The organism is Citrobacter sp. RHBSTW-00524 (assembly GCF_013747755.1).
Lineage (GTDB): Bacteria > Pseudomonadota > Gammaproteobacteria > Enterobacterales > Enterobacteriaceae > Citrobacter > Citrobacter braakii.
The window spans coordinates 516326-531880 of record NZ_CP056421.1; the positions used below are offsets into that span (position 1 = coordinate 516326).

11 protein-coding genes are annotated in these 15555 nt (G+C 52.8%); 6 read left to right on the top strand and 5 right to left on the bottom strand.

The genetic code is table 11. The features are described from left to right. The first annotated feature begins 291 nt into the window (after window positions 1-291). On the top strand, window positions 292-498 hold the full coding sequence (locus HV229_RS02545) for a DUF1107 domain-containing protein (RefSeq protein WP_003025710.1): 207 nt from the start codon (window positions 292-294) through the stop codon (window positions 496-498). A 67-nt stretch (window positions 499-565) separates the two neighbouring features. Here the strand turns inward: HV229_RS02545 and HV229_RS02550 are convergent, their stop codons facing one another. After that, window positions 566-1906, bottom strand: coding sequence for a hemolysin family protein (locus HV229_RS02550; RefSeq protein ID WP_003830418.1), 1341 nt, complete (start codon window positions 1904-1906; stop codon window positions 566-568). Between the two features lie 152 nt (window positions 1907-2058). After that, on the bottom strand, window positions 2059-2697 hold the full coding sequence (gene msrA, locus HV229_RS02555) for a peptide-methionine (S)-S-oxide reductase MsrA (RefSeq protein WP_046275831.1): 639 nt from the start codon (window positions 2695-2697) through the stop codon (window positions 2059-2061). 212 nt (window positions 2698-2909) lie between these two features. Here msrA and tamA point away from each other — a divergent pair, with 212 nt between their 5' ends. The 3 genes from tamA to HV229_RS02570 are packed head-to-tail and all read left to right on the top strand — an operon-like array spanning window position 2910 to window position 8763. Beyond that, complete coding sequence (gene tamA / locus HV229_RS02560; RefSeq protein WP_016155528.1) at window positions 2910-4643, top strand: autotransporter assembly complex protein TamA; 1734 nt, start codon at window positions 2910-2912, stop codon at window positions 4641-4643. Then, window positions 4640-8416, top strand: coding sequence for an autotransporter assembly complex protein TamB (tamB, locus tag HV229_RS02565; protein WP_181546838.1), 3777 nt, complete (start codon window positions 4640-4642; stop codon window positions 8414-8416). The genes tamA and tamB overlap by 4 nt, the downstream gene beginning before the upstream one ends. 2 nt (window positions 8417-8418) lie before the next feature. Further along, a complete protein-coding gene (locus HV229_RS02570) occupies window positions 8419-8763 on the top strand; it encodes a gamma-glutamylcyclotransferase (RefSeq protein ID WP_016151451.1) in 345 nt (114 codons plus the stop codon). A 42-nt stretch (window positions 8764-8805) separates the two neighbouring features. Here the strand turns inward: HV229_RS02570 and HV229_RS02575 are convergent, their stop codons facing one another. The 3 genes from HV229_RS02575 to ppa all read right to left on the bottom strand — a co-directional run bounded on the left by HV229_RS02575 (window position 8806) and on the right by ppa (window position 12696). Next, the gene (locus HV229_RS02575) at window positions 8806-10815 is read right to left on the bottom strand and encodes a TonB-dependent receptor (protein WP_181546840.1); all 2010 of its coding nucleotides are present in this window, start codon (window positions 10813-10815) and stop codon (window positions 8806-8808) included. 83 nt (window positions 10816-10898) lie between these two features. Continuing rightward, window positions 10899-11969, bottom strand: coding sequence for a YncE family protein (locus tag HV229_RS02580; RefSeq protein ID WP_131405536.1), 1071 nt, complete (start codon window positions 11967-11969; stop codon window positions 10899-10901). 199 nt (window positions 11970-12168) lie between these two features. Continuing rightward, complete coding sequence (ppa, locus tag HV229_RS02585) at window positions 12169-12696, bottom strand: inorganic diphosphatase (RefSeq protein WP_003025726.1); 528 nt, start codon at window positions 12694-12696, stop codon at window positions 12169-12171. Between the two features lie 309 nt (window positions 12697-13005). Between ppa and ytfQ the strand changes: the two genes are divergently transcribed. Beyond that, a complete protein-coding gene (gene ytfQ, locus HV229_RS02590) occupies window positions 13006-13962 on the top strand; it encodes a galactofuranose ABC transporter substrate-binding protein YtfQ (RefSeq protein WP_016151454.1) in 957 nt (318 codons plus the stop codon). An 85-nt stretch (window positions 13963-14047) separates the two neighbouring features. Continuing rightward, the gene (ytfR, locus tag HV229_RS02595; RefSeq protein WP_046275826.1) at window positions 14048-15550 is read left to right on the top strand and encodes a galactofuranose ABC transporter, ATP-binding protein YtfR; all 1503 of its coding nucleotides are present in this window, start codon (window positions 14048-14050) and stop codon (window positions 15548-15550) included. Window positions 15551-15555 lie beyond the last annotated feature (5 nt).

Here is a 15555-nt window from a genome sequence, read left to right on the forward strand (position 1 = left end):
ACCACTTGGGTCTGGAATTTAATCATATGTGCGATTGATGCTTTTTCCCGCAAGCGCGATGCCAGTTTGCGGACGGGCGCACAAATCCTGCGAAAAATGAAGGCTTATACTGAAGACAGCGAAGCGTTGAAAAGATAATTCTGAATATTTGTAACCTGAAGGTAAATAAACTTATACACGCTGGAAACATGAGCGAGATAGTCTATAGTCATAGGGCATTAAAATTTGCGCCTGAGGATTGTCGGACCGATTGTGGTACCGCAAAGGCGTAATGCTCAGCAGGAGACAACAATGAAAATTTTCCAACGATACAACCCGCTGCAGGTGGCGAAGTACGTGAAGATCCTGTTTCGTGGACGGTTATATATCAAGGATGTAGGCGCTTTTGAATTTGATAAGGGTAAGATTCTTATCCCAAAAGTGAAGGACAAACTGCATTTTTCCGTGATGTCCGAAGTTAACCGTCAGGTCTTGCGTCTGCAAACTGAGATGGCTTGATCAAAGTGCTATGCGGTAGTTAAAAAAACGGCTCCTGGATGGGAGCCGTTGATGTTTCTGCAGGACGCTAAGACGCCTTTGCCTCTTCTTTTGCATCCGGCAGTTTTGGTACCAGTACGGTAGGTTTACTGTCCAGACGCGTCACCAGCAGCTGATCAATCTTGTAGTTATCGATATCCACCACTTCAAATTTGTAGCCTGAATACTTCACCGAGTCGGTGCGTTTCGGGATTTTACGCAGCATGAACATCATAAAGCCACCGATGGTTTCATAGTTGCCGGACTGCGGGAACTCATCGATATCCAGGACGCGCATAACGTCATCAATCGGCGTACCGCCATCGACTAACCATGAGTTTTCATCGCGCGCCACGATCTGCTCTTCCAGACCCTGACCGACTAAATCGCCCATCAGCGTAGTCATAACGTCGTTGAGCGTGATAATCCCCACCACCAGCGCGTACTCGTTCATGATGACGGCAAAGTCTTCGCCTGCGGTTTTGAAGCTTTCCAGCGCTTCAGAGAGCGTCAGCGTATCCGGCACAATCAGCGTATTGCGGATCTGTACGCCACTGTTCAGCGCCATGCTTTGGTTCGCCAGTACGCGGTTGAGGAGATCCTTTGAATCGACATAGCCAATGATGTGGTCGATATCTTCGTTACACACCAGGAATTTGGAGTGTGGATGTTCCGCCACCTTGTTCTTCAGGCTTTGCTCATCTTCGTGGAGATCGAACCAGATAATATTCTCGCGCGAGGTCATGGAAGACGGTACGGTACGGGATTCCAGTTCGAACACATTTTCAATCAGCTCATGTTCCTGCTTACGCAGAACCCCAGCTAACGCACCCGCTTCGACCACGGCGTAAATATCGTCCGAGGTGATGTCGTCTTTACGCACCATCGGGATCTTAAACAGACGGAAGATGTTATTTGCCAGACCGTTAAAGAACCACACCAGCGGGCGGAAGACGAGCAGGCAGAAGCGCATCGGGTTGATGATACGCAAAGCCACAGCTTCTGGCGCAATCATACCGATGCGTTTCGGAGTTAAATCCGCGAACAGGATGAACAGGCCAGTAACCAGCGAGAACGACAGAATAAAGCTTAACTGTTCGGACAGCTCTGGAGTGAAGTACTTCGAGAAAAGGCTGTAAAACGCCGGGGAGAATGCCGCATCACCGACAATACCACCGAGAATAGCGACCGCGTTAAGGCCAATTTGCACAACGGTAAAAAACATGCCGGGGTTTTCCTGCATCTTCAAAACACGTTGTGCGTTTACGTTGCCTTCATCAGCAAGCAGTTTAAGTTTTATTTTGCGTGATGCAGCAAGCGAGATCTCGGATATCGAGAAAAACGCACTCACGGCGATCAGGCAGAGAATGACTAAAATACTGTTTAACATATCTTATCCGACCGTTAAGGCCAGATCCTCGGAAGGGATAAATTGATAAATCCGTGTGAAATACACATTGAAAACCGGTCCGAAGGGAGTGGACCGGCAATTTCAGGAGCTAGTATAGCGTAAGGTACTGTAAAGCCGCCAGAGGGTGGCGATTATCCTTGTGGCGGCAGACAAACGCCAATCCCGCCAATGCCGCAGTACCCATAAGGATTTTTATGCAGATACTGCTGGTGGTCGTCCTCGGCATAGTAGAACGGGGTTGCGGTAGTGATTTCCGTTGTAATAGTGCGCTCGTCGCCAGCGGCGGTCATTGCTGCCTGAAAACGCTCAAGGCTTGCCTGTGCCGCGACGGTTTGCTCCGGCGTTAACGGGTAAATGGCGGAGCGATACTGCGTCCCCTGGTCGTTCCCCTGACGCATGCCCTGTGCCGGGTCGTGATTTTCCCAGAACACCTGCAGCAGTTGCTCGTAGCTGATAACATGCGGATCATAGACGACGCGTACCGCTTCGGCGTGTCCGGTATCGCCGGAACACACTTCCCGATAGGTTGGGTTAGGGGTGTAGCCGCCGGTATATCCAGCCGCCGTGCTGTATACCCCGGGTAATGACCAGAATAAACGTTCAACGCCCCAGAAACATCCCATGGCGAAAAAGGCTATCTCCATACCGTCGGGCACGTTGGTCATCGAATGTTGATTAACCGCATGCAGCGTTGCCACTGGCATCGGGGTGTTGCGTCCAGGTAGGGCATCTGCTTGAGTAACAAGATGCTTTCTATCAAATAAACTCATGGCCGTTCTCCCGAAATCAGTCATTTGGGTTAAGGTTGTAACGAGACGCGTCTTTGCCCACAATAAACGGCGTGAATACGTCTAGAGTTAAACATAAGAAATATTTGGGTTGTCGTCTGTTTTTCAACTCTTATTGTTGATTTTTTGTTAAGCCGAGGAACGGCATAGTATTTTTTTCCAGGGGTGGGAAAAAAGGATATTCAGGAGAAAATGTGCCACATATCCGTCAGTTATGTTGGGTGGGATTACTGTGCTTAAGTGGCTCCGCCGCCGCAGCGAATGTTCGCTTACAGGTCGAAGGATTATCAGGACCGCTGGAGAAAAACGTCCGTGCGCAGCTATCCACGATTCAAAGTGATGAAGTCACTCCAGACCGACGCTTTCGTGCGCGCGTTGATGATGCCATCCGCGAAGGGCTAAAAGCGCTGGGCTACTTTGAGCCCACCATTGATTTTGAGCTGCGTCCGCCGCCGGCGAAAGGACGCCAGGTGTTGATTGCCAAAGTGACCCCTGGTGAGCCGGTGCTGATTGGCGGCACCGAAGTGATTCTGCGCGGTGGCGCACGTACGGATAAAGATTACCTGGATCTGCTGAAAACGCGACCGGCAATCGGCACCGTGCTGAATCAGGGGGACTATGATAACTTCAAAAAATCACTCACCAGCGTAGCGCTGCGCAAAGGCTATTTCGACAGTGAATTTAATAAAAGCCAGCTTGGGATAGCGCTCGAACGCCGCCAGGCATTCTGGGATATCGATTACAACAGCGGTGAACGCTATCGCTTTGGGCATGTCACTTTTGAAGGCTCGCAAATTCGCGATGAGTACCTGCAAAATCTGGTGCCCTTTAAAGAGGGTGAAGAGTACGAGTCGAAAGATCTGGGCGAACTGAACCGTCGTCTGTCGGCGACCGGATGGTTTAATTCCGTGGTCGTCGCACCGGAATTTGATAAAGCCCGTGAAACCAAAGTGCTGCCGCTGAAAGGCGTGGTGTCGCCGCGAACTGAAAATACCATCGAAACCGGGGTCGGTTACTCAACTGACGTCGGTCCACGGGTGAAGACCTCGTGGAAAAAGCCGTGGATGAACTCCTATGGCCACAGCCTGACCACCAGCGCCAGCATCTCTGCGCCAGAGCAGGTTCTTGATTTCAGTTATAAAATGCCGCTATTAAAGAACCCGCTGGAGCAGTATTACCTGGTGCAGGGGGGCTTTAAGCGTACCGATTTAAACGATACCGAGCAGGACTCCACTACGCTTGCGGTTTCCCGCTACTGGGATCTCTCCAGCGGCTGGCAGCGCGCGATCAACCTGCGCTGGAGCCTCGATCACTTTACCCAGGGTAACGTCACTAACACCACCATGCTGCTCTATCCGGGCGTGATGATCAGCCGGACGCGCTCGCGCGGCGGTCTGATGCCAGTCTGGGGCGACTCCCAACGTTATTCCATCGATTACTCCAACACGGCCTGGGGCTCAGACGTTGATTTCTCCGTCTTCCAGGCGCAAAACGTCTGGATCCGCACGTTGTACGATCGTCATCGCTTTGTGATGCGCGGCAACCTCGGCTGGATCGAAACCGGGGACTTCGACAAAGTACCGCCGGATCTGCGTTTCTTCGCCGGGGGCGATCGCAGCATTCGCGGCTACAAATACAAATCTATTTCGCCTGAAGGCAGCGACGGCAAGTTGAAAGGGGCCTCGAAGCTGGCGACCGGCTCGTTGGAATATCAGTACAACGTGACCGGAAAATGGTGGGGCGCGATGTTTGTCGATAGCGGCGAAGCGGTCAGCGATATCCGCAGAAGCGATTTCAAAACCGGTGCCGGGGTCGGCGTACGCTGGCAATCGCCAGTGGGACCCATCAAGCTCGACTTTGCTGTCCCTGTGGGCGACAAAGATGAACATGGTTTACAGTTTTACATCGGTCTGGGGCCTGAATTATGAGTTTATGGAAGAAGATAAGCCTCGGCGTGCTGATTTTTATCCTGCTGTTGTTAGGCACGGTGGCGTTCCTCGTCGGCACCACCTCGGGCCTGCATCTGATCTTCAAAGCGGCGAATCGTTGGGTTCCGGGGCTGGAGATTGGTCAGGTCACCGGCGGCTGGCGGGATTTATCGCTCAAAAATATTCGTTATGACCAACCTGGCGTGGCGGTGAATGCTGGCGAAGTGCATCTGGCCGTGGGGCTTAACTGCCTGTGGGACAGCAGCCTGTGCGTCAACGATCTGTCGCTGAAAAATATCAACGTGGCGATCGACAGCAAAAAGATGCCGCCATCAGCGCCGGTTGAAGAGGAAGAGAGCGGTCCGCTTAACCTTTCCACACCTTACCCAATCACGCTTTCGCGCGTGGCGCTGAACAACATCAATATCAAAATCGATGACACCACGGTTTCGGTGCTGGAATTTACCTCCGGCCTGAACTGGCAGGAAAAAACGCTAACCCTGAAGCCAACGTCATTACAGGGGCTGCTGATTGCCCTGCCTAAAGTGGCGGAAGTGGCGCAGGAAGAGGTTGTCGAACCGAAGATTCAAAATCCGCAACCGGATGAAAAACCGCTCGGCGAAACGCTAAAAGATCTGTTCTCAAAGCCGGTGCTGCCGGAAATGACCGATGTCCATCTGCCGCTCAATCTCAACATTGAAGCGTTTCGCGGCGAGCAGCTGCGCGTGACCGGGGATACGGATTTAACGGTACATAACATGCTGCTGAAAGTGAGCAGCATTGACGGCAACATGAAACTCGATGCACTGGATATCGACTCGAATCAGGGGACGGTAAAAGCCAGCGGCACGGCGCAACTGACCGACACGTGGCCGGTCGATATTACGTTAAACAGCACGCTCAACGTCGACCCGTTAAAAGGCGAAAAGGTGAAGCTGAAGGTCGGCGGCGCGCTGCGTGAACAGCTGGAAGTCGGCGTAAATCTGTCTGGTCCGGTGGATATGGATCTGCGGGCGCAGGCGCGTCTGGAGGAAGCCGGATTGCCGCTCAACCTTGAGGTGGTGAGTAAGCAGGTTTACTGGCCGTTTACTGGCGACAAGCAGTTCCAGGCTGATGACATCAAGCTCAAACTGACCGGTAAGATGACCGACTATACGCTGTCGATGCGTACCGCTGTGAAAGGGCAGGATATTCCTCCGGCTACCATCACGCTGGACGCCAAAGGCAACGAACAGCAGATCAATCTCGACAAACTCAGCGTTGCGGCGCTGGAAGGGAAAACTGAGCTGAAAGCGCTGGTGGACTGGCAGCAGGCGATCAGCTGGCGCGGGGAGCTAACGCTGGATGGCATCAACACGGCGAAAGCGATCCCGGAGTGGCCATCAAAACTGAATGGCCTGGTGAAAACTCGCGGCAGTCTGTACGGCGGAAGCTGGCAGATGGAGGTGCCCGAGCTGAAGCTGACCGGCAACGTGAAGCAGAACAAGGTTAATGTACACGGTTCGCTGAAGGGTAACAGCTACCTGCAGTGGACGATCCCGGGCCTGCATCTGGAACTGGGACGCAACAGCGCGGATGTGAAAGGGGAACTGGGGGTCAAAGACCTCAATCTCGACGCGACGATTGATGCCCCGAGCCTGGATAACGCGCTGCCGGGACTGGGCGGTACGGCGAAAGGGCTGGTAAAAGTTCGCGGTACGGTTGAAGCGCCACAGCTGCTGGCGGATATCACCGCACGGGGTCTGCGCTGGCAGGAGCTGTCCGTCGCTCAGGTGCGCGTCGAAGGCGACGTGAAATCGGCAGAGCAAATCGCTGGTAATCTCAACGTTCGCGTAGAGCGGATTGTACAGCCTGACGTGAATATTGGCCTGGTGACGCTCAATGCCAAAGGTAGCGAAAAGCAGCATGAGCTGCAGCTGCGCATTCAGGGGGAACCGGTCTCCGGGCAGCTCTCCCTGGCAGGTAGCTTTGATCGCCAAGAGCAGCGCTGGAAAGGTGCGTTAAGCGATACCCGCTTCCAGACGCCGGTCGGTCCGTGGTCCCTTAACCGCCCTGTCGCGCTGGATTATCGCAATCAGGAACAGAAAATCAGCATTGGGCCGCACTGCTGGAACAACCCGAATGCGGAACTGTGCGTACCGCAAACCATTGATGCCGGTGCACAAGGACGCGCGGTGGTGAACCTTAACCGCTTTGACCTGGCGATGCTAAAACCGTTTATGCCGGATACAACCCAGGCCAGCGGTGTTTTCACTGGCAAAGCAGATGTGAGCTGGGACACCACCAAAGAGGGGCTGCCGCAGGGGCAGGTTACGCTGAGCGGACGTAATGTGAAGGTCACGCAAAGCGTGAACGATGCGCCGCTCCCTGTGGCGTTTGAAACGCTGAATCTGACCGCCGACCTGCACAATAACCGTGCCGAGCTGGGCTGGCTGATTCGCCTGACCAACAACGGGCAGTTTGACGGCCAGGTGCAGGTGACGGATCCGCAAGGACGCCGCAGTCTCGGCGGCAACGTCAACATCCGCAACTTCAATCTGGCGATGGTGAACCCCATTTTCTCGCGCGGTGAAAAAGCGGCTGGGGTGATCAACGCCAACCTACGTCTGGGCGGCGATGTGCAAAGCCCGCAGCTGCTCGGACAGTTGCAGCTGAGCGGTCTGGATATCGACGGCAACTTTATGCCGTTTGACATGCAGCCAAGCCAGTTAGCCGTTAACTTCACCGGAACACGCTCAACGCTGGCGGGCGTGGTACGTACGCAGCAGGGCGAAATTAACCTGAGCGGCGATGCCGACTGGAGTCAGATAGACAACTGGCGGGCGCGCGTTGCGGCTAAAGGCAGCAGGGTTCGTATTACCGTGCCGCCGATGGTCCGCCTGGACGTATCGCCGGACGTGGTCTTTGAAGCCACGCCGAGCCTGTTTACCCTTGATGGCAACGTGGATGTGCCGTGGGCGCGTATCGTGGTACACGACCTGCCGGAGAGCGCGGTAGGGGTTTCCAGCGATATGGTCATGCTTAACAACAATCTGCAACCGGAGAAACCGCAGACAGCAGGTATTCCGATCAACAGCAACCTGAACATCCACGTCGGTAACAACGTGCGTATTGACGCCTTTGGTCTAAAAGCGCGTCTGACGGGCGATCTGAAAGTGGTGCAGGATAAGCAGGGGCTGGGGCTGAACGGACAAATTAATATTCCGAGCGGACGTTTCCATGCCTATGGTCAGGATCTGATTGTGCGTAAGGGCGAGCTGTTGTTCTCCGGTCCGCCTGATCAGCCGTTACTCAACATCGAAGCAATTCGTAACCCGGAAGCCACCGAAGACGACGTGATCGCCGGGGTTCGCGTCACGGGCACTGCCGATGAACCGAAGGCGGAAATCTTCTCCGACCCGGCGATGTCGCAGCAAATGGCGCTGTCCTACCTGCTACGCGGACAAGGACTGGATAGCGAACAGAGCGACAGCGCGGCAATGACTTCAATGCTTATTGGTCTGGGGGTTGCACAAAGTGGTCAGGTTGTGGGTAAAATCGGGGAGACATTTGGCGTAAGCAATCTGGCACTGGACACACAAGGGGTGGGTGATTCATCTCAGGTGGTTGTCAGCGGATACGTACTGCCAGGTCTGCAGGTGAAATATGGTGTGGGTATATTTGACTCCTTAGCGACACTCACGCTACGTTATCGTCTGATGCCTAAGCTATATCTGGAAGCAGTGTCTGGCGTAGATCAGGCACTTGATTTGCTCTATCAGTTCGAGTTTTAGCAATGCGAATATTTGTCTACGGCAGTTTACGAACCAAACAAGGCAACAGCCACTGGATGACCAATGCCCTGTTGCTGGGAAATTTCAGTATCGACAACTACCAGTTGTATAGCCTGGGCCACTATCCAGGCGCCGTTCCAGGAGAGGGAACAGTACACGGGGAAGTTTATCGTATTGATAACGCCACGCTGGCAGAGCTTGACGCTCTGCGTACCCGTGGCGGTGAATACGCACGCCAGTTAATTCAAACGCCGTACGGAAGTGCATGGATGTACGTGTACCAACGTCCGGTTGATGGCTTAACGCTGATTGAAAGCGGTAACTGGTTAGACCGAGACCAGTACTGATATGAACACGCCACCCTCGGGTGGCGTTGTTTTATTCTGGATTCAAAACTCCACGCGCGCGCCGAGGTTATAGCGGCGTCCTTCCACCTGTGCGGATTCGTTCCACGCGGTTGTCAGTTTCGGATCTTCATCCAACACGTTGTAGACCCCAGCCATCAGTTGCGTGTGCTTATTGAGCTGATAACGTACGCCTACGTCCACCATCGTGTAGTCATCGTATTTATAGTTATTGCCGCTGTTGCGGTTACTGCTGCGATAATTCACCGTACTCCATACGTCCAGGCTTTGCGTTGCCGCCCAGTTCAGCGACAGATTCGCCATATGGCGCGGATAATCGTTTAGCGCGTAGCCTTTGTTAACGCCGCTTTTTTGTTCGCTGTGGTTCCAGGTGTAGTTAGCGTTGGCTTTTACATCGGCGGTAATCTGCCAGTCGGCATTCAGTTCTATACCGTATACATCCGCCTCGCTGACGTTGAAGTATTTACTGACGGAATCCGCGTTGTAGCCGTTGACGGAGCACTGGTTCGTCGACGTGGTTTCACAAATAGTTTGTTCAGCAATTTTGTCTTTGAACTGCGTATAGAAGACGGTGCTGTCGAGCGATAGCGCATCTCCCGTCCAGTAGAGGCCCAGTTCAGAGTTAACGCTTTGTTCAGGTTTCAGGTCGTCGTTACCAACGGTGAGGAAGGGATAAGGTACGGTTGAGCCGTAAGGGGTTACGAAGTTGCTGGACGTCGCGCGCAGCTCCGGTTTTTTATAGCCTGCGGAAACGCCGCCTTTCAGCGCCCAGTCATTGCTAAAGGCCCAGTTACCGTACATTTTCGGCGTAATATGTGTGCCAAAATTGTCATCCTGGTCCATCCTCGCTGACGTGGTTAGGATGAAATCGCCAATGCTCCAGCCGTCTTCAGCAAACAATGCCCAACCGTTACGGCTGATTTTGGTCACCGGGTCAGATCCGGGCAGCGTTTTGTTGGCCACATCAAAGCGGTCATTCAGCTCTTCGCGCGTGAAATTCGCCCCAACGGTCAGTTTATGGGTGTCGAGCGTGAAAGTGGTTTGCGAATTGGCGACGTAGTTCTCCATCTGCACATACTGCGGGGACTGTCCGTCATAAACGTACTTCGAACGGCCTTTTTCATAGTTTATGTAGTTGGTCGTCGCGATGGTGTCGTCTGCATACCAGCCGGTATGCGTCAGGGTGGCGGCGTTACGATCGAACAGCCATGACCACGGCGCACCGCGTTTCTGGGTACGGTTTTTTTCCTGCTCACCGGTGACCACGTTGAGATCGAACAGGTTATTCTCGCTGGCGGCCAGGCCCAATGTCATATCAACGGATTTACGATTGTGTTTGCCAAAATAGTTATTGCGATCGTCATCGCGACGGTCAAGCCAGTCGGCCGCCACGCTAAGGCCGAGAACATCGGGCACAATCGGCCCCATGGTAAACAAATTCATCTGGCTGGTATTACCTAAATACTGGTGTTCCTGCAGCCAGGTATTGGCAGCAATTGCCGTGGTCCACTCTTTTGCGCCGTACGGTTTTTTGGTAATGACGTTAACCACACCGCCGATGGCGTCTGAGCCGTACAGCGAGGACATCGGCCCACGGATAACTTCGATACGCTCAATGGCCTCCATTGGCGGTAAGAAGTTGGCTTCAGTACCAATATCATGTCCGTAAGGGCGAGATTCACCGGTATTTTGTTTGACGCTGTTGACCATAAAAGCGGTATAGGACGGGTCCATGCCGCGGATCATAATGCTACCGGCGTTCATGCCGCTGCTGTTGGTGACCGAGACGCCGGGAAGGTTTTTAATGGCTTCACCGATGCTACGGTCCGGCTGAATATCCAGCGTGTTACGATCAATAACTGAAATAGTGGCCGGCGCTTCGCGTTTTTGCTGCGAGAATCCGGATGCGGTGATCACCATTTCATCTTCGCTAGTGTGTGAGGTCTCGGTGAGTTCTTCTGCCTGGGTGGGGAAAATAACACCGCCTGAGAATGCAACGATCCCTGTCAGCGTAATAAGTTGACGCATTTTCATAATATAGACACCTGAAAAGTAAAAAATAAAAACATCACCTTGCAGCTCAAAAAAGCTGCAAGGTGCAGATAGTTTTTTAATTATTAATATTTAGAGAGATCGATTTTCAGCACGTAGTCGGGCTTCACACCTGTCATTTTTTCCGACTGTTTGACGCTGACGTACAAGGTGTTAGCATCAGCCGAGAGCGCCAAGCTGTTAGGTAAGGCATTGGTTTCAATGCTTTGTTTTACCTGGTAGGTCTTGCTGTTCACAATGCTGATGCGTTTAGCATTACGGTGGGTGATATAAACTTCCTGGCGTTTTTCGTTATATATCACTGCCAGCGAGTTAATAACCTTAATTGGTGCAATAACCTTACCGGTATTAATATCAACAACCAGTACGTCCGCTAAATCCGGATCGGTCAGGAATGCACGGTTATTTTTTGCATCCAGGGCAATATTCAGGAAAAAATGTTTTTTATCTGGCTCAATGGTAAAGCGATTAATAATTTGATGGTTGGTGGTATCCAGCGTAATAAGTTCGTTTCGGCCATTCACAACATACAGGCGGTTCTTATTTGCATCCACGGCCATGCCGGTCGGGTACTGGCCCATGTTCTCGAGGGTGGCGATTTTCTCGCGCTTTTGTGTGTCCACCACCCAGACTATGCCCTTTTCAGCCACGCCGGAAACGTACAGACGGTGGTGCTGTTTATCGAGCACCATTTCACGCGTATGAACAATATCTTTCGGGTTTTTGGCTTCGCTCAGTTGCAGTATCGCCAGCTCTTTACCGCTGCGGGTATCGACTAGCGTTACTGAACCTTCCAGCGTGTTGCCGACATACAGCACCTGGTTTTCTTCATCCAGCGCGGTGGCAAAGGCACGACGACTGGTGTCGATGACTTCAGTCGTCGTGAGTTTCTCCAGATCGAGTTTGTAGATAAGCCCGCTGGTTTTATCTTTATCAAACGACGGCGACGAGGCGACAAAAAGTGCATTCTGCTGGCTATCAACCGCCAGCTCATACACGCCGTTACCGACATCGCGGGTCAGAAAATCTTTCTCAGGTAGCGTCTGCGCCACGCTGGACAGGCTGGTAAATAACAGCGCTGTGGCGAGTGCCACGCAGGAATAGCGTTTCAGGGACTTCACATTGTGGAGGTTCATTGACTTTTATTCACATTTATTTACATGCTGAGAATGATAATGAGATCTAATATCATTCGCAATTAAGATAAATGAAATGTGACTACCCATTCTGGTAGGTCAAAAAGAAAACAGCGAAGGGGAGAGGTGGTAGAACGTAGAAATTTAAAAACCCTTACTAACCAGAGACTGGCGTTCAGGGTTTTAAGCTAACGCGAACTTACTTCTTCGCGCGCTCGAAAGAAGCAACGATTTCAGCTTTAGCGGCTTCAGCGTTGTCCCAACCGTCAACTTTCACCCATTTGCCCGCTTCGAGATCTTTGTAGTGTTCGAAGAAGTGGGTGATCTGTGCTTTCAGCAGTTCCGGCAGGTCGGTCACATCTTTGATGTGATCGTATTCTTTGCTCAGCTTAGTGTGCGGAACCGCAACCAGTTTCGCATCTTCACCGGATTCGTCAGTCATTTTCAGCACGCCAACCGGACGGCAGCGGATCACTGAACCTGGCTCCAGCGGGTACGGAGTCGGGACAAGAACGTCTACCGGGTCACCGTCCAGAGACAGGGTGTGGTTGATGTAACCGTAGTTGCACGGATAGAACATCGCGGTGGACATGAAGCGGTCAACGAACAGGGCGCCGCTCTCTTTGTCAACTTCGTATTTGATCGGATCTGCGTTGGCAGGGATCTCGATAACAACGTAGATATCTTCCGGCAGATCTTTACCGGCAGGGACGTTGAGTAAGCTCATGTCTGTTTCCTTTAAATAAGCTATGGCAAACAAGTGGCGGGTATTATAGCCAACTCGCGCTGAATGTCTCCGCTTGTTTTCGCTTTCTCTGCGCTCATTTTCTTCTTTTTACCCCTCTCTCGTGACAGAAAAATCCATATCTTCAGCCGCATTTTTCATAGCGGGATGAAAGCGATTACAAAGTTGTGATTAACGTTTTATTTACTTTTTTGAAGTGTGATGTAACGCAATTCGTTACATGCTCAATTGTCTATAGTTTTTTCGCGACGGTTTATTAACCAACAATAATCACCCTACGAGGACGCACTTATGTGGAAGCGCTTACTTTTAGTCACAGCAGTTTCGGCAGCCATGTCGTCTATGGCAATGGCAGCCCCTTTAACCGTAGGATTTTCGCAAGTTGGCTCTGAATCCGGCTGGCGCGCCGCAGAAACCAACGTTGCGAAAAGCGAGGCTGAAAAGCGTGGTATTACGCTGAAAATCGCTGACGGCCAGCAAAAGCAGGAAAACCAGATTAAAGCAGTTCGCTCATTTGTTGCGCAGGGCGTTGACGCCATCTTTATTGCGCCGGTCGTGGCAACGGGTTGGGAACCGGTTTTAAAAGAAGCTAAAGATGCCGACATTCCGGTCTTTTTGCTCGATCGTTCCATCGATGTAAAAGACAAATCTCTCTATATGACCACGGTCACCGCCGACAACGTGCTGGAAGGTAAATTGATCGGCGACTGGTTGATTAAACAGGTGAACGGCAAGCCGTGTAACGTCGTTGAGCTGCAAGGGACCGTCGGGGCCAGCGTGGCCATCGATCGTAAAAAAGGGTTTGCTGAAGCCATCGCCAACGCGCCAAACATTAAGATTATCCGCTCACAGTCCGGCGACTTCACCCGCAGTAAAGGGAAAGAAGTGATGGAGAGCTTTATCAAAGCGGAAAACAATGGCAAGAACATCTGCATGGTTTACGCCCATAACGATGACATGGTGATCGGGGCGATCCAGGCGATTAAAGAAGCGGGCCTGAAACCCGGCAAAGATATTCTGACCGGTTCCATCGACGGCGTACCGGATATCTACAAAGCAATGATTGACGGTGAAGCCAACGCCAGCGTCGAGCTGACGCCGAATATGGCAGGCCCGGCATTCGACGCGCTGGAGAAATTCAAAAAAGACGGCACGATGCCTGAAAAGCTGACCATTACCAAGTCGATCCTCTATCTGCCGGATACCGCGAAAGAAGAGTTAGAGAAGAAGAAAAACATGGGCTACTAGTTTTGCTGCCGGTCTTCCGTAGGCCTGATGGCGTTGCGCTTATCAGGCCTACGAAAAGGCCGTGATTTCGTACCGGAGGAATGCCATGACCACCGACCCCCATCAGGAAATCCTCCGCACCGAAGGATTAAGCAAATTCTTTCCCGGCGTCAAAGCGCTGGATAACGTGGATTTCAGCTTGCGTCGCGGTGAGATTATGGCGCTGCTGGGAGAAAACGGAGCCGGTAAATCGACGCTGATCAAAGCGCTGACCGGCGTTTACCATGCCGATCGCGGCACGATCTGGCTCGAAGGCCAGCCTATCTCCCCCAAAAATACCGCCCATGCCCAGCAGTTGGGGATCGGTACCGTGTATCAGGAAGTGAATCTGCTGCCCAATATGTCGGTAGCGGATAACTTGTTTATTGGCCGTGAACCGCGGCGTTTTGGCCTGCTGCTGCGCAAGCAGATGGAAAAACGCGCGACGGAGTTGATGGCGTCATACGGTTTTTCCCTCGACGTGCGCGAGCCGCTGAACCGCTTTTCCGTGGCGATGCAGCAGATCGTCGCTATCTGTCGGGCGATCGATCTCTCCGCGAAAGTGCTGATCCTCGATGAGCCCACCGCCAGTCTTGATACCCAGGAAGTAGAAATGCTGTTCGGCCTGATGCGGCATCTGCGCGATCGGGGCGTCAGTCTGATCTTCGTTACCCACTTCCTCGATCAGGTCTATCAGGTCAGCGATCGCATTACCGTCCTGCGTAACGGCGGCTTCGTTGGCTGCCGTGAAACCCGCGAGCTGCCACAGATCGAACTGGTCAAAATGATGCTGGGTCGCGAACTGGATACCCATGCGCTACAGCGTGCGGGCCGTACGTTGCTGAGTGATAAACCAGTGGCGGCCTTTAGCGACTTTGGCAAGAAAGGCACCATCGCGCCGTTTGATCTTCAGGTGCGTCCTGGTGAGATCGTCGGTCTCGCTGGACTGCTGGGATCCGGGCGAACGGAAACGGCGGAGGTAATCTTCGGTATTAAACCCGCCGACAGCGGCAGTGCGCTGATCAAAGGCAAAGCGCAGACCTTGCGATCGCCGCATCAGGCTTCGTGTCTGGGGATCGGCTTCTGTCCGGAGGATCGCAAAACGGATGGCATTATCGCCGCCGCCTCGGTGCGTGAAAACATCATTCTGGCATTACAGGCGCAGCGTGGCTGGCTGCGGCCTATTCCGCGGAAAGAACAAAATGAGATTGCCGAGCGTTTTATCCGCCAGCTCGGAATTCGCACCCCCAACGCTGAACAGCCGATCGAATTCCTCTCCGGCGGCAATCAGCAAAAAGTATTGCTCTCGCGCTGGTTACTGACCAAACCGCAGTTCCTGATCCTCGATGAACCCACGCGTGGGATCGACGTCGGCGCGCATGCCGAGATCATCCGCCTGATCGAAACGCTGTGCGCGGATGGTCTGGCGCTGCTGGTGATTTCATCCGAACTGGAAGAGTTAGTGGGCTATGCCGATCGGGTCATTATTATGCGCGATCGCAAACAGGTGGCCGAGATCCCGCTGGCTGAACTGTCCGTGCCGGCGATTATGAACGCCATTGCGGCCTAAGGAGA

Bases quoted from the DNA above. Each gene is read 5' to 3' on its own strand.
- HV229_RS02545 (WP_003025710.1), top strand. From the start codon at position 292: ATGAAAATTTTCCAACGATACAACCCGCTGCAGGTGGCGAAGTACGTG.
- HV229_RS02550 (WP_003830418.1), bottom strand. From the start codon at position 1,906: ATGTTAAACAGTATTTTAGTCATTCTCTGCCTGATCGCCGTGAGTGCG.
- msrA (WP_046275831.1), bottom strand. From the start codon at position 2,697: ATGAGTTTATTTGATAGAAAGCATCTTGTTACTCAAGCAGATGCCCTA.
- tamB (WP_181546838.1), top strand. From the start codon at position 4,640: ATGAGTTTATGGAAGAAGATAAGCCTCGGCGTGCTGATTTTTATCCTG.
- HV229_RS02570 (WP_016151451.1), top strand. From the start codon at position 8,419: ATGCGAATATTTGTCTACGGCAGTTTACGAACCAAACAAGGCAACAGC.
- HV229_RS02575 (WP_181546840.1), bottom strand. From the start codon at position 10,815: ATGAAAATGCGTCAACTTATTACGCTGACAGGGATCGTTGCATTCTCA.
- HV229_RS02580 (WP_131405536.1), bottom strand. From the start codon at position 11,969: ATGAACCTCCACAATGTGAAGTCCCTGAAACGCTATTCCTGCGTGGCA.
- ppa (WP_003025726.1), bottom strand. From the start codon at position 12,696: ATGAGCTTACTCAACGTCCCTGCCGGTAAAGATCTGCCGGAAGATATC.
- ytfQ (WP_016151454.1), top strand. From the start codon at position 13,006: ATGTGGAAGCGCTTACTTTTAGTCACAGCAGTTTCGGCAGCCATGTCG.
- ytfR (WP_046275826.1), top strand. From the start codon at position 14,048: ATGACCACCGACCCCCATCAGGAAATCCTCCGCACCGAAGGATTAAGC.